General features: G+C 46.8%; 14 protein-coding genes. 8 read left to right on the forward strand and 6 right to left on the reverse strand.

What is annotated here, in order from left to right:
- Positions 1-4: 4 nt before the first annotated feature.
- Genes ACED36_RS00280 through ACED36_RS00295 form a run of 4 tightly spaced genes read right to left on the reverse strand, consistent with a single transcriptional unit; the run spans position 5 to position 2,803 of the window.
- On the reverse strand, positions 5-865 hold the full coding sequence (locus tag ACED36_RS00280; protein WP_016958738.1) for a hemin ABC transporter substrate-binding protein: 861 nt from the start codon (positions 863-865) through the stop codon (positions 5-7).
- Positions 862-1,278 (reverse strand): biopolymer transporter ExbD, encoded by a 417-nt coding sequence (locus tag ACED36_RS00285; protein WP_016958737.1) that lies wholly within the window; start codon positions 1,276-1,278, stop codon positions 862-864. Before ACED36_RS00285 ends, ACED36_RS00280 begins: the two co-directional genes overlap by 4 nt.
- The gene (locus ACED36_RS00290) at positions 1,275-2,009 is read right to left on the reverse strand and encodes a MotA/TolQ/ExbB proton channel family protein (protein ID WP_016958736.1); all 735 of its coding nucleotides are present in this window, start codon (positions 2,007-2,009) and stop codon (positions 1,275-1,277) included. Before ACED36_RS00290 ends, ACED36_RS00285 begins: the two co-directional genes overlap by 4 nt.
- Positions 2,010-2,011: 2 nt before the next feature.
- Complete coding sequence (locus tag ACED36_RS00295) at positions 2,012-2,803, reverse strand: energy transducer TonB (RefSeq protein WP_016958735.1); 792 nt, start codon at positions 2,801-2,803, stop codon at positions 2,012-2,014.
- Positions 2,804-2,969: 166 nt separating this feature from the next.
- Here ACED36_RS00295 and hutW point away from each other — a divergent pair, with 166 nt between their 5' ends.
- The 7 genes from hutW (at position 2,970) to ACED36_RS00330 (ending at position 10,510) form a co-directional block, all read left to right on the forward strand.
- On the forward strand, positions 2,970-4,412 hold the full coding sequence (hutW, locus tag ACED36_RS00300; RefSeq protein WP_016958734.1) for a heme anaerobic degradation radical SAM methyltransferase ChuW/HutW: 1,443 nt from the start codon (positions 2,970-2,972) through the stop codon (positions 4,410-4,412).
- A gap of 14 nt (positions 4,413-4,426) precedes the next feature.
- Complete coding sequence (gene hutX / locus ACED36_RS00305; RefSeq protein ID WP_016958733.1) at positions 4,427-4,951, forward strand: heme utilization cystosolic carrier protein HutX; 525 nt, start codon at positions 4,427-4,429, stop codon at positions 4,949-4,951.
- The gene (hutZ, locus tag ACED36_RS00310) at positions 4,948-5,478 is read left to right on the forward strand and encodes a heme utilization protein HutZ (RefSeq protein ID WP_016958732.1); all 531 of its coding nucleotides are present in this window, start codon (positions 4,948-4,950) and stop codon (positions 5,476-5,478) included. The genes hutX and hutZ overlap by 4 nt, the downstream gene beginning before the upstream one ends.
- A gap of 155 nt (positions 5,479-5,633) precedes the next feature.
- The gene (locus ACED36_RS00315; protein ID WP_016958731.1) at positions 5,634-7,811 is read left to right on the forward strand and encodes a TonB-dependent hemoglobin/transferrin/lactoferrin family receptor; all 2,178 of its coding nucleotides are present in this window, start codon (positions 5,634-5,636) and stop codon (positions 7,809-7,811) included.
- Between the two features lie 116 nt (positions 7,812-7,927).
- A complete protein-coding gene (locus ACED36_RS00320) occupies positions 7,928-9,727 on the forward strand; it encodes an ABC transporter ATP-binding protein (RefSeq protein ID WP_016958730.1) in 1,800 nt (599 codons plus the stop codon).
- Positions 9,728-9,884: 157 nt separating this feature from the next.
- Entirely contained in the window at positions 9,885-10,100 is a 216-nt protein-coding gene (locus tag ACED36_RS00325) for a GDCCVxC domain-containing (seleno)protein (protein ID WP_016958728.1), read from the forward strand.
- 188 nt (positions 10,101-10,288) lie between these two features.
- Complete coding sequence (locus ACED36_RS00330) at positions 10,289-10,510, forward strand: hypothetical protein (RefSeq protein WP_016958727.1); 222 nt, start codon at positions 10,289-10,291, stop codon at positions 10,508-10,510.
- Positions 10,511-10,805: 295 nt separating this feature from the next.
- Here ACED36_RS00330 and ACED36_RS00335 read toward each other — a convergent pair whose 3' ends face one another.
- Together ACED36_RS00335 and ACED36_RS00340 are read right to left on the reverse strand one after the other, a co-directional pair.
- Positions 10,806-11,360 (reverse strand): hypothetical protein, encoded by a 555-nt coding sequence (locus tag ACED36_RS00335; RefSeq protein ID WP_371732542.1) that lies wholly within the window; start codon positions 11,358-11,360, stop codon positions 10,806-10,808.
- A gap of 5 nt (positions 11,361-11,365) precedes the next feature.
- A complete protein-coding gene (locus tag ACED36_RS00340; protein ID WP_371732543.1) occupies positions 11,366-13,504 on the reverse strand; it encodes an LruC domain-containing protein in 2,139 nt (712 codons plus the stop codon).
- A gap of 314 nt (positions 13,505-13,818) precedes the next feature.
- Here ACED36_RS00340 and ACED36_RS00345 point away from each other — a divergent pair, with 314 nt between their 5' ends.
- Positions 13,819-14,025: a hypothetical protein gene (locus ACED36_RS00345; protein ID WP_016958724.1), complete on the forward strand. Its 207-nt coding sequence runs from the start codon at positions 13,819-13,821 to the stop codon at positions 14,023-14,025.
- Positions 14,026-14,152: the final 127 nt, after the last annotated feature.

Genomic DNA, 14,152 nt, shown 5'->3' on the forward strand with positions numbered 1-14,152 from the left:
CGTGTTAGTTATCGTTGTTAAAACGGGTATTAAGCGACGTTGCCAACTCAAGGCTTGCTAATCCAAACCCGCCCAAAATCGCGTGACCACGGATAGGAATCACCTTGTTGTTTTGAAACGCCGGGGTAGCGGCAAGCAGAGGTTGTTGCTTTAGCATCCCATCCATGCCACCAACTTGTTCCAATGTGCGATCCGACACCAATATGTAGTCTGGTTGCATCGTCACGATAGCTTCCGCTGAAAGGGGTTTGTAGCTGGTGCTTTCTTTTGCGGCTGGATTGTTGCCGCCAGCCAATTGGATAACGGTATTGACGGTGGTTTGATCGCCAGCCACTGTCACAGGCCTACCATCCGAGAGCATCATAAATAGAACCGAAGGTGCGTTAACGGGTTGTTGTGCATTCAACGCGCCGATTCTTTCTTCAACCTGCTTTTTAATAAGCTCACCTTGTTGCTGTGTATCGGTGATTTGCGCAATGGTATCGACACGGTCATGAAATGCGTCAATGGAATTGCCTGTTGGCAAGGCTTCAACGGTGACACCTGCTTGCTTAAGCAGTTGCAATGTTGAATCAGGTCCCATATCTGGTGAACCAAGTAAGTGAGTAGGGCTGAGTGCAAGAAGACCTTCCGCGGCGAGTTGTCTGTGATAGCCCAACACTGGAATGTCTCGTTGATCGAGATAGTGGCGACTGGTTAAATCGACAGCGACCACTTTATTGTCAGCACCGAGTGCGAAGAGCAACTCTGTCACGGTTGAACCTGCGCTAATAATGCGCGTCTCTTTGTCTGCTGCCATAGAAAGAGGGCTGATCAACATACAAAGAGTTAATGAGAGCGCTTTAATTGATGTATTCGTTTTCATTCTTCTTCCATCACAATGTTAGTGGCAGTGATTTTGTTGTTTTGCATAAAGGCCAGCACTTTGAGCATGCTTTGTACATCTGCCGTTTTATCTGCGGCTATGACCACGGTTTTATCTGGATTTGCCTTTATTGCGTCTAATAGGGCGCTCGTGAACGCTTCCCAGTTATCCATTGGTATGCCTTGAATTGCCCACGCGGGAGAGCCCGCTAATATATTGATGGCAATGACATTTTGATTAGGGGAATCCAACACGGCGCTGTCGTTGGTTTGTGGAATAGCGATTTCCATGCTTTTGAATTCCACGTTGGCGGTCAGCAATAGAAACACCATCACAATAAAAATGATGTCGAGCAGCGGCGTCAGGTCGGGCGTAAACGTGCTTATTTCGTTGTCAGGACGTGATTGAATCATGCGGCGTCATCCGAAACGGTATTTCGTGCAGAAACTTGGCTTGAGCAAGTCGGCGGGCAACGGGTCACTTTGGCGCAACACATCTCACTTTCATCAAAAGACACACCAGCAAGATGTAAATTGAAATGGTTAAGCACGTATTCTATTTTCGCCAATGTACGGTCTGCCCAAAGGCTAAATAACTGAGATGCAGCTATGGCGGGAAGGGCGATCAGGAGACCAGCCGCGGTGGTGGACATGGCCAAACCTAGACCATCTGCAAGCTCTGCGGGAGAGATGCCGCCTTGAGTAGCGGAAAGGCCTTTGAACATCTCAATCAAACCGATAACGGTACCTAAAAGGCCAATCAAAGGGCTAAGTACGCCAATCACGTTCAGTAATTTGAGGCCCGAGGTAAATTGTCGGCGCTTTTTTTGAAGCCAAATACTAACGGCTTCTTCGCGAAGCGATTTAGTAAATTGACGATGGCTAATCAACATACAAAGCCCTTGTGATAAGGTGCTTTTTTCTTGTTGATGGTTTTCGACGTAGCGATTGAGCTCGTCGTCGTTTGTCAGTGAAAGGGTGTAGATCTCTTTTTGAAGACTTCGACTGTGGGTTTTTGTGTTGAGAGCCACGAAAATTAGGCGCTCGACAATCAGCATCAGCATCAGCGCGGAGAGAATAGTCAACGGCCAAGTCATGATGCCCAGCTGAGCGTGAATGGATGAGAAAAAGTGTAAATCCAACATGGTTAATCCAAATTAAAACGAACAGGAATTCTGACTCGGTGTGCTAATGCAACACCGTTAACTGTGTGGCTTTGAAATCGCCACTTTTTCACCGCGCTCATGGCGGCACTATCAAGCAGGTCAAAGCCCGAGCTTTTCACCAATGCTTGTTTGATTTGTTTGCCACCTTCATCGAGCCATACTTCAATTAATACATTACCTTGCATGCCTTTTCGCATAGCCATACGTGGATAGGCAGGCTGAGATGGGCGAACTTTAAACTGCGGCCGTTCAACCATCACTGGCGCACTGTCTTTGGCTTGATTCATCTGTGCATTAGCGCGGGTGTCTATTTGCTTGTTGTCTGTAGCTTGTTTCTTAGGCTTCTCGATGGGCTTGATTTTTTCGATAGGCTTAGCGTTGTCTGCAGGCTTAGATATCTTTTTTTGAACGGGTTTAGGTTCTATCGTCTTGGGCTTTTTAGCGATTGGCTTATCCAAGTTAGGCTTATCGACAACTGGCTTTTCAATCTTTGGCTTTTCAATCTTCGGGTTTTCCACGACCGAACGTTTTTCAACAGGTTTGCTATTCCTGTCTTTAGGCTCGCTTTCCTTTTCTACTTTCTCATCAGTGCTTTTTTCCGCGATAGGCTCTGGCGGTGGCAGGTGAGCAGCAACAAGTTGGATAGCTACACGACTACCTGCATGGGCATCGCTAATTGCAAACTGGGGTGGTGGAGGTTGCTGAGCCGAAAGGGCCAAACTATGCAGCGCAACTGAAACGACACCACACACAACGTACCGTCGAACGTTCACACTTTCTCTCCTACTTCGTGAAAACGATTAATTCTGTGTGCATTATGCATGAAATGGCAATGAGATCAATTATCAGTTGCATTATCATTTGATATGAATATGATGTATTCGAATTGAAAGCAGGCCGTTGTGTGGCACTGTTGCCTTTAGAAGGTCGTTTCTGGCGATGAATTTTGATTTACACAATGTAGAACTGGTGGGTCAGCAAACCCCAGATCCGCTCCGTTTTGCATTCTCACGCAAAAAAAGTCCTCATGCTGGCGGCATGATGCACTCAGTGAAAGGGGAAGACATTCAAATTTCCCTTGAAGAGGCGCACGCCTTAGCGCCAGCCAATACCCTTGCACCGCGTTGCCTGTATATCCACATTCCATTTTGTCGCGTGCGTTGCACTTACTGCAATTTCTTTCAATACGCTTCCAGTTCCTCATTGATTGAAGGTTACGTTGCGGCGCTACGTGAAGAAATTCGATGGAAAGCATCACAAACATGGACACAAGCAGCACCGTTTCAGGCGGTATATATTGGTGGTGGAACACCAACCGATTTATCCGCTAAACAGATTCACACGATCGTTTCTGATATTCGCAGCCAATTCCCATTGACACCTGATTGTGAAATCACTCTTGAAGGGCGTGTTAACCGGTTTGGTCTCGACAAATTTGAAGCGGCGCTGGACGCTGGGGTGAATCGCTTCTCTTTTGGCGTTCAGAGTTTTAATTCTCATGTTCGCAGAAGCGCAAAACGTCTTGATGATCGTGAAGACGTGCTGAAAACCATTCAAACCTTGGTGTCCTATAACGCCGCTCCCATTGTTCTGGACCTGCTTTACGGCCTCCCGTATCAAACGCTCGACGTTTGGCAACAAGATTTGCAGGACTATATGGAGTCCGGTGCTCACGGTGTTGATTTGTATCAGTTGATTGAGATGCAAGGTCTACCCATGGCCAAAATGGTTGAGCAAGGCAAATTACCTCATCCCGCTGACACGCAAATGAAAGCGACCATGTTCGACATGGGCGTGAAATTTATGGCCCGTCATCATCAAAAACGTCTTAGCGTAAACCATTGGGCGTCGGATAACCGAGAACGAAGCATTTATAACTCATTGGCCAAAACCACGGCGGAAATTATGCCGCTTGGCGCTGGCGCTGGCGGCAACGTCAATGGCTGCCAAATGATGCAAACTCGCGATATGGACACTTACAAGTCGGCGATATCAGAAAGGCGTTACCCTGTCACTATGTTGACGATGGCACCTTCAAATCGCGCAGTCGCCGCAGAAGTGAAATCGGGATTTGATGCGGGTGTACTCGCACAAAGCAAACTTGATCGTGTTGCCGGCATCGGTACCTTTGAGGCGTTAATTCCTTTGTTTAATGCATGGGAGCGAAACGGCTTGGTCTACCTTGAAAGAGGTGATGAAGCAGCGTCGGATACGGGAATTGAGGTTGTGTCAGTCGCTGGTGGCGGGTATGTCAGCCTGACATTAGCTGGGCAGTTCTGGGCAGTCACCTTGGCTCAAAACCTGATTGAAGTATTACAAAGCAATACGCCTACGGGCAATTCAAACGTTATTAAGAACGAAGCGACACACGTCGCGGCATAGGAGCAGTATTTACCATGCAACAAGCGATTATCGTCACGTCAGAAGCCAAACAACGCGTCGCAGACTATCTTGCCGAAGATGTGCATACCCCTGTTTCAAATATGGTGGAAAGCCTGAAACTGACGGAAGGCGAAATCACCTTGGCGCTGCCACAAGAAATGATTGCGCGCGCAGAGGGTGAGTTGAGTCAGGGCATTTTAGAAGTCATGCCTAAATGGGGAAAAGTGACCACCATTGTTCACTCTGGCGGTTCGGTTTTTGAATTTAAGGCGCCGTTTCCTAAAGGTAAATTTGCTCACGGCTATTACAACTTGATGGGCAAAGAAGGTCAGTTACACGGTCACCTTCGATTGGATCTCGTGTCTGACATCGTCTTCGTCAGCAAACCATTCCGTGGGTCTGAAAGCCATTACATTGGTTTCTTTGATAGCACTGGCCACTGTGTATTTAAAATTTACTTGGGTCGCGACAAGAAGCGTCAGTTATTCCCTGAGCAAATTGAACTGTTTAACGCCATGAAACAGGAGTTGGCAAAATGATTGATAAAGCAGAACGTCTACAAAACCGTTTGGGACCAGAAATTCAAGCGTTCCGAGACGCCCGCAAAACGTTGCAACTGGGCACGGTAGACAAAGATGGCAAACCACACACTAGCTATGCCCCTTTTGCCTTTTCAGAAAAAGGCTATTACATCCTTGTTAGTGATTTGGCGACTCACGGTCAGAACCTGAAAAACAGCAAAGCGGTGTCGATCATGATGATTGAAGATGAAGGTGAAGCGCGCTCTATTTTCGCCCGTCGTCGTTTGTCTTTCGATACTAACGCAGAACTGATCGAGCGTGAATCTGATCACTGGAAGCAAGGCGTTGATGTCATGCAAACGCGTCTTGGTGAGATGATCGATAACCTCAGCCAATTGGGTGATTTCCGCCTTTACCGCTTGAACCCTGTTATTGGGCGTTATGTAAAAGGCTTCGGCCAAGCATTCGACGTGACAGGCGAAGATCTCCTCTCTGTCGTCCATCTCGATGAAGGACACGTTAAATCAATGAAAGAGAACGTGTAACGCCTTCCCGATATAGGCTCTGTGACCGTAAATACCCGAATAACCTTAACGCTCTGAGTTATTCGGGCATAGAGCCAAATTTCACATAAAAATAATAATTTTGCGCTGAGGCCAGTGTGAGCGGCTTCCTATTGCCTTTTTTTAGAGTAAATATCATGACAATCAAGAAAAACAAGCTGGCGCTTTTGGTGGGGATATTCTGCGCCGGAAGTGCATCAGCACAGGATGTGTATACCTTTGACGAAGTGGTTGTATCTGCAACCCGAAGTGAGCAAAAAATCGGTGATATCGCTGCTTCAGTCGATGTGGTAACCAGCGAAGATCTCGAAGAAAGCTTGTCACAAAATATGAAACAAGCGGTTGATGCTGAGCCGGGTGTGTCTATGGCCGGCAATGGTCGATTCGGTTTAACAGGCTTCAATATTCGTGGTCGCGACGAAAACTACGTCAAAACCATTGTGGATGGCGTTGAATTACCTGGCACCTATAACCCAGGCGCAGACGTCATGCGCAAATACAACAACACGTTAGAAACCGATACCCTCCAGCGCGTTGAAATCAACAAAGGCCCAGTTTCCAGCCTATATGGCAGTGATGCATTGGCTGGTGCCGTGATCATTCGTACCAAAAATCCAGACGACTTACTGGAAGGTGAGGGTGATGACTCTTATGCTTCCGTCAAAGGCGGCTATTTCAGTGCTGATGAAAGCTACAAAGCCACAGCGACATTGGCGAACCGTACTGGCGATCTGGAAACCTTGTTGATATTCACCCATCGAGATGGTCATGAAACCCAAACTTACGGCGGCCCAGATATTAATGGTCCTGATCGTGGGGCGGCAGATCCGGTGGATTTCAACTCAGATAACGTGTTAGCTAAAGCGTATTACCAACTTAATGACGCGCACCGTATTGGTGTGACGGTTGAGCATTTTAACCGAGAGCAAGACGTTGACCGACTTTCAGATGAAGGTGATGTGATCGCGTTTGGGCCCTATATTTACGCTTACTCGAATACCCGCGCCTCTGATGAAGATTCACGCCAGCGTTATAGCGTTGAGCACCAGTGGCAAGCGAATAACCAAGGCTTTGATTCATTGGAATGGCGAGTTGCGTATCTAAAATCAGAATCTCAGCACGATAATACTGATACCTTGACTAAAACCACACCATTTGGCACCACAGTTTCAAACCGAAATCGTCAACGTATCGGTGAAGACGAGGCATGGCAGGCAGATATTCAGTTTAATAAAGCCTTTGAACTTGAAAGCAGTTATCACGAAGTCGTTTACGGCGCGAATTATGTCGCCAATGAATTTAACCTGAACTACAACAACATCGATCTTGATACCGGTTTGGTCACGGATGCCACTCCAGAAGTGCCGAATGCTGAATCTCGTAAATGGGGTGTGTTTGTACAGGATCAGATGTTCTTAATGAATGAAGCCCTTGTTCTTAATGCCGGCCTTCGTTATGACAGTTTCAGCGCGAGTCCGAAAGGTAACAGCACCTATGCTGACGCGGATAACCACGCATTTACGGGACGTCTAGGCACGGTTTACCACTGGACGGAGTCGTTCAGTACTTTTGCGCAAATCAGTCAGGGATTCAAAGCGCCAACGCTACAAGATCTCTACTACTTTTACGACACAGGTGCGACCTTCATTCCTAACCAGGATCTTGAAGCAGAAGAAAGTATTTCATACGAAACTGGTCTGCGCCTGAAGCAGCCTTATGGACGCTTCGACGCCGCAGTGTTTTTCAATGACTACAAAAACTTCATTGAGAACCGATTAGTTGACGCAAACGGCCCAGACGGAAAAGAAGTGTGGACGACCGAAAACATTGGTCGTGCTGAAATCTACGGCGCCGAGTTCAAAGCGCAACTTGCGCTGGACTACTTAGTGGGCGCGCCAATGGGGATGTATTCAGACATGAGCATTGCTTATGCTAAAGGTGAAAACAAAACCAATGGCGAAGCAATAGACACGGTCGCACCTTTAACCGCGTACATTGCGTTGGGTTATTCGAACCCTGAAGACACTTATGGCGGTAAGGTTTCACTTAAAACGGTTGCGGGCAAATCTGGCTCAGATTGGAGCAATGCCAACAACGTAGATAACGTCAACGCTGCAGGTTACGGTGTCACGGATGTCACGGCGTTTTATCGTCCTATGTCTGATTTAACGGTGCGTGCCGGTATCTTTAACGTCTTTGATAAAGAGTATTGGGACTATGAAGATCTTGCAGGCTTCGATAAAGATGAGTCGGGAATTGATCGCCGTAGCCAACCAGGACGTAATTGGGGGTTAGAGGCTGAATACGTTTTCTAATAATGCGTAATCTTTAGTAACGTCCAGAAAAACACCCCGGCAATGCTGGGGTGTTTTCGGTTACACTCAAATAGAAACCACAAAAGAACAACAAAAATGAAAAGTTTGGAGACACAGTGAGTAATGGAGTTTTAACAACGCTGTCGACGCAATGGTTAATTGACCAAGCGAAACAGCATAAGAAGCAACTTATTGCAGCCAATTTGATCGCGGTATGCGCCACATTGATCAGTGTGCCTATTCCGCTGTTTATGCCATTGATGGTTGATGAGGTTCTGCTTAACAAGCCCGCTCAAGGCGTTGCATTTTTTAACAACTTATTGCCTGAGTCTTTGCAGCAGCCCGCTAGTTATATCGTCATGGTGTTGTTATTGGTCATTGTCATGCGTGTGGCAAGCCAAGCACTGAACATCTGGCAAAGCCGTCAGTTTACTTTGGTGTCAAAGTCGATCACTTGTTTCATTCGACAGCAGCTACTCGATAAGCTCGGTCGTGTCAGCATGAAGGAGTTCGAAGAACGTGGCAGCGGCGGGGTAAGCTCGCATCTGGTCACGGATATCGAAACCATCGATTCCTTCATCGGAAACAGCCTGAGCCGATTTGTAGTTGGCGTACTGACCGTATTCGGTACGGCCGTGATTTTGCTGTGGCTCGATTGGGCGCTGGGGCTTTTTATTCTTCTTGTGAATCCGTTGGTGATTTTCCTGTCACGCAAAATGGGTCAGCGCGTTAAGCATCTTAAAAAGGCCGAAAACCAATCTTTTGAACGTTTTCAGACACGTTTAGTTGAAACCTTGGATGGCATCTATCAGCTTCGCGCCGCTAACCGTGAGCGAGCGTATCTGGATGTACTGAAAGGCGATGCGGAGTCTATTCGTCACGACGCCGATAAGTATGCGTGGCAATCAGAAGCGGCAAGTCGTGTGTCATTCCTGATGTTCTTGATCGGTTTTGAGTTGTTCCGAGCAGCAGCCATGCTCATGGTGCTGTTTAGTGATCTGTCTATTGGTCAAATTTTCGCAGTATTCGGTTATCTCTGGTTTATGCTGGGTCCGATTCAAGAACTGTTAGGCATTCAGTACGCTTGGTTTAGTGCATCAGCCGCAATGAAACGACTCAATGGTCTGCTAGCGCTCGAAGAAGAACCTAAGAGCGCGTCTGAGAAAGACCCTCTAGCGGGTCTCGACACCTTTGGTGTGGAATGCCGTGATTTGACGTTCGGTTACAACAGTGAAAAAACCATTTTGAATGGATTGTCGTTGGCGATTCCTGCTGGTAAACGTGTTGCATTAGTTGGCGCGTCAGGCGGCGGTAAATCTACGTTAATACAGCTCTTGCTTGGGCTTTACCGCAAGACCGACGGTGACATCATGATCAATGGTCAGCGTGTCGAAGACGTGGGTTATGAAACCTTGCGCCAACATACGGCCGTTGTGCTGCAGCAGCCTGTGATATTCAATGATACGTTACGAGAGAACCTGACGTTAGGGCGTACAGATTTCTCCGATGAGCAGCTGTGGAAGTCACTAGAAATTGCGCAACTAAGCGATGTGGTTGAACGATTAGATGATGGGCTATCGTCCCAACTCGGACGACAAGGTCTGAAATTGTCTGGCGGTCAACGTCAGCGTTTGGCTATCGCCCGCATGATACTCACCAATCCAAAGCTCGTGATTCTGGATGAAGCCACATCAGCATTGGATACTGCAACAGAAGCAGCATTGCATGATGCTTTGAATAACTTCCTGCAAGGTCGCACGACCTTGATTGTGGCTCACCGCTTATCTGCTGTGAAACAGGCCGATCTGATTTACGTGTTGGAAGATGGCAAAGTCGCACAAAGCGGCAATCACCAAGAGCTGGTCAAAGAAGAGGGGGTTTATCAAACCCTCTACGGAAATTTACAGGTTGGATGAAGCCTCTTAAGCCTCGCACTCGCGGGGCTTTTTCTTATTCAGGCGATAATCTGCCAATTAATAGCGGGAATATTGCCATACTGGCTGGCAATCATTGGATGCATGTTCCACGCTTAAATGATGACGTGTGCATTGAGGTAAAGGATAGACACATAAGATGAAAGTCATTCTAAAGTCAGATATCACATGCCCATTTTGTGGGCACACGAAAACCGAAATGATGCCAATTGACGCGCCTAAGAAGCACTATGAGTGTGAGAGCTGCCATGAAGCATTGGTCGCTCAAGATGCTTGCTGCTGCGTGTTCTGTGCGTTTGGTTCGGTAACTTGCCCGTCATCTCAAGTGAAAGGCCCTAATACTCTTCGCCACTAACGCCAGTTAGTTTATTGTTCCTCTCCTATGCAAGTACCAATGTCTTCGCTCACTTTAAGGGGGAGAGTGCGTTGTCATTGCCACGTCAAAAAACGAATTTGCATTTGTCTCAAAAATGCATCAAAAATTGGAGCCAATATGAAATTACACTCACCGCGATAAAGGAGATAACACCCAAGGAGAAAGCGATGAGTGTACATATGTGGTATTGCGAAAATTGTGAAGCGGAAACAGGGCATGAAGTGCGAGAGCAAGCACACCATGATCCTGCTATTCGTGCCTTAACAGCCCCACCGATGGATGAGCGTTTTGCTGAGGCATCGGAGTGCACCTGCACTGTTTGCGGACAAGTTGCGTGGGTTGACGCTTCAGATGTCCTCAAATTAGGCGTCCATGATTTCGGAGATTAATATCACATGCCTACATCAAGAGAGCAGTGTACTGCTCTTTTTTATACCATTTAACGCACTATAACTTATTGTTGATAGTGTTAATCTATCATCCGAACCGAGATTAACTTTATACCTGTGTTGATGTGAATATCCCTAAAATTAGCCGTTTGTGTCAGTGTGACAATAATAAAAATAGGGCTCATAACGCGATATCTCGCTGGGAAAAGCGCCAAATCTCTGATACCTAGATACTTTTAATCACCATGTACAGCCAGTCACTCATCCCATTTGAGGTCTATATAATGATGCTGAGTTACCACACCCAACTCGATTCTGTATTAGGAATGCGTTTTTGAACCGGATTGGTGCCATCGTAGAACCAAACCTCAGCAAGTACATAGAATTGCGAATCAGAAGACACGTAGTTCAATGTGGTTTGCCCGTTTTCTAATGATGCAGCAACAATCTGACTGTTGTAATGGGCGGTAAATGTACCATCATCATTTTCTGTGAAGTCTCCATATACCGTGATGTAAGCGGGAGATACAGAATAACCACGAATATCGACCACAAAAAGTTGTTCAAGCACTGGGTTGTAGGAGAAGCCATCGGGGACGACAGTGGCACTCATTGACGTTGCAGAACTCGAGACGGTAGTGGGAATGTTTGCGAGCCCGCCCGAGTTGTCGACCTGCATGCCCAGTGTCTCGGGTTCGTTAGCGTCTTCTAGCGTACCCGCGGCAATAGGATTTTCAAAAGCACCGCTGTCATCTGTTGTAGTGACCGATACTGCATCACCGCCGTCACCACCTCCGCCACACGCTGTCAGCAGGGTAATTAATGATGTTATTGAAAGAAGTCTATTCATGGGGATTAATCCTCAGGCGCAAAGGTTTTATCAGTGGTGGCTTTCTCTAAGAGATACCAATTAACGTTGTTGTTACCTGCGGACTCCGCATACCCAGCAAACTCAGCGTAGGCGTCAACTAAGTCAACATGCTCTCGTGGCCAACTCCATTGGTCCGTAATGAGCAACGCCCAAGGGTGGTTAGATGATGTTTTAAAGTAACGGTCACTGCCTGGGTCACTCGAATCAGACCACCAACCGTACCAATATGTGTCAAACTTTTCTGTAGGCTCCTGATCGGCTAAATGAATCTCAAGGCCGCGCCCAGGGTTATACCAAAGCCCATCACGAACATACGCACCGGGGGTTGCGAACACAAAGGGGTCATATGGCATAGACATGAGTGAACTGGTATCAACGCTTTCGTCAAAGTACACATCAATTTCAAATTCAAAAGAGATGGCTTCATGACAGTGTTGTGCTGTTCGGTAATACATGCAGCCTGAAGGGAGTTTTTGCTTCAAATCATCAGACACAATGAAAATGGCTTCATTGGCATCGAGTTCAAGGCCATTATGTTCTTGTACTACCGCATTGTGCGTTAAGGTGGTTGCGGCATTAATGTCTGTGCGACTCAAACCGCCAAGCCGAAAGGCAAACCCATTGTGATAGCCCGCACCGTAAGCAGCAAGATAGCCTTGAATGAGCACTCGGGTTATTTTGTCATTTTCGTCAAGGGTTTCAGTTACGCGAAAACGAATAACCACATCGTTCATGTCATAATCGCCTTCTTTGGGCCAATTATCTTCATACGCTACTGTGGCGTAACCACTTGAACTTGGGTAATAACGTAGTGATGAACCGTCTTCCATAACCGTAATTGGGTGGTCTTCCACTTCACCTGTTGTTGCGCCACCATAGAAATTTAACCCGCTGGTTTCAGCGAAACGAAAACGCGACCAGGTTGAACCGATAACTGCATCTACAGGCACAGCAATGCTTAGAGCATTGGTGCCTGCGCTTAACAAATTATCTGAAATAATTTTTTCGTTAAGGTCTTCAAAGTCACCGTCTTGGTTCCAATCAATCCATGCTGATAAATAACCTGTTGTAGACGCTTGAACACTCACAATAGCGGTATTGCCAGCTTCTAGTGTCGTCACAAAACCAACACCGTCTTCGTCGGCAAAACCTGCTTTATTGTCATCAAGTGGTGAGATAAAGCCGTCACCTTCGCTGTCTGGTGCGATAGCACCTAGGTAATAGCCTGTATTGATTTCATGACGAGGACCATTCGAGGCAAGCAACGTTAGATAGCTATCAGGCGCGTCGCCGAAATCTATCGTGGAATCTTCGTCGACAATAGGGGCGTTGGCACAACGTGCGCCATCGTTTTGGGCGGAAGCAGGGCCGTCAGCAAAGTGCTCGACAGCAACATCTCCAGAGGCGATTTCATCTTCATCAGACAAATCGACCCGGAAAATTTTTCCATCCGTATTTCGTGACAGGTAAAGGTTGCCATTCACATCAAAATATATGGCGCCAAATCCGCCCGATGGCACACCAATATCAGTGGACATATTAGTGACGACCTCTGCGTTTCCGGTAGATAAATCGACTTGATAAAGGTCATAGCTGGGGTTATCAACCGCATAGAGCTTCCCATCAATGGGGTTGATTGCAACGTCTGATGCCCTTAACGTCCCCAAGTTAGACTCGATCGCTTCTGCTATCAGTGTGGAGGAGGAGTCTGTTAGCAGAGGTGAAAGGTCAATTTTGAAAAGGCCCAGTGCTCTTTGATGCAAGTAGTACACGTTGTCATGCACGTCACCACTGATAAAGCGCTGGCCTTCCGGGAGCCCTGACACTGAGAGTTGTTCACCCGCATAATTCTTACCGATACGGATGACATTCACGTTATCGTAGTCAAAACCATATATGTATCTGTCAGTATCGTTAAAGCCTACCGCATTAATATGTGTATTTAAGCCAGTCGTTGCAGCGAGTTCTGAGTACCCGCCAGTCGCGAGATTCACGCCGTACAATTTACTCGGGGAACTCTGGAACAAAAATGCCTGACTAGGGCAAGTATCAAAAGGCACATCAGCATGCGCTTCAAGCGAGAAGAACACAGCAAGAGACAATAGCAATAGATATTTGCGCATAAGTGCTACCCAACAATGCAGAGGTTCTCTCTTACTACAACAACCATGCCATATTTCAATATATTGATAGTTATGTGTTTTTCTGTTTCAGTTGAGTCTAGACGATATCAGGTTTCCTAAAATGACAGCCGTAATGAGGAACAGATGAGATTAGTTTCTCAAAATGAGAAATCTGCTTATCTCATGCTTGTTCGTTGTTTACTGGTCATCAGCAGGGGATTTCCAAATAATTTTGCCGAAAAGCGCTAGAGCGAATGGTCGCGACGTAATACCATTGCAGAAAATAAAATAACTACTGAAGGAAGAGAGTTACCATGCCATTAATTGCTTGCCCTGTTTGTGAAAAACAAGTCTCCAAGCGCGCACTTGCTTGTACAGGATGTGGAGAGCCAGATCCTGCCCGCTATCACTCACGCAATACGTGGTTAGGCCGTTTGTTCTGGCTGGCTGTTTGGGTGGGTATTGGTGTGTTTGTGTGGATTGAAGTTGTGCCGATGGTGATGGCACTGTTCAAACAGTAATTGAGACCATACGGTCATCATTGACATTGAACACCTGTGGACAGGGCACAATGCGCTGTCCACGCGATTATTTATCTTTCTGTCAATCATCAAAAGCTAACGCTGACAAAGCAGAATCACTCATATT

This window comes from Enterovibrio sp. FF113, from assembly GCF_041439165.1.
GTDB lineage: Bacteria > Pseudomonadota > Gammaproteobacteria > Enterobacterales > Vibrionaceae > Enterovibrio > Enterovibrio norvegicus_A.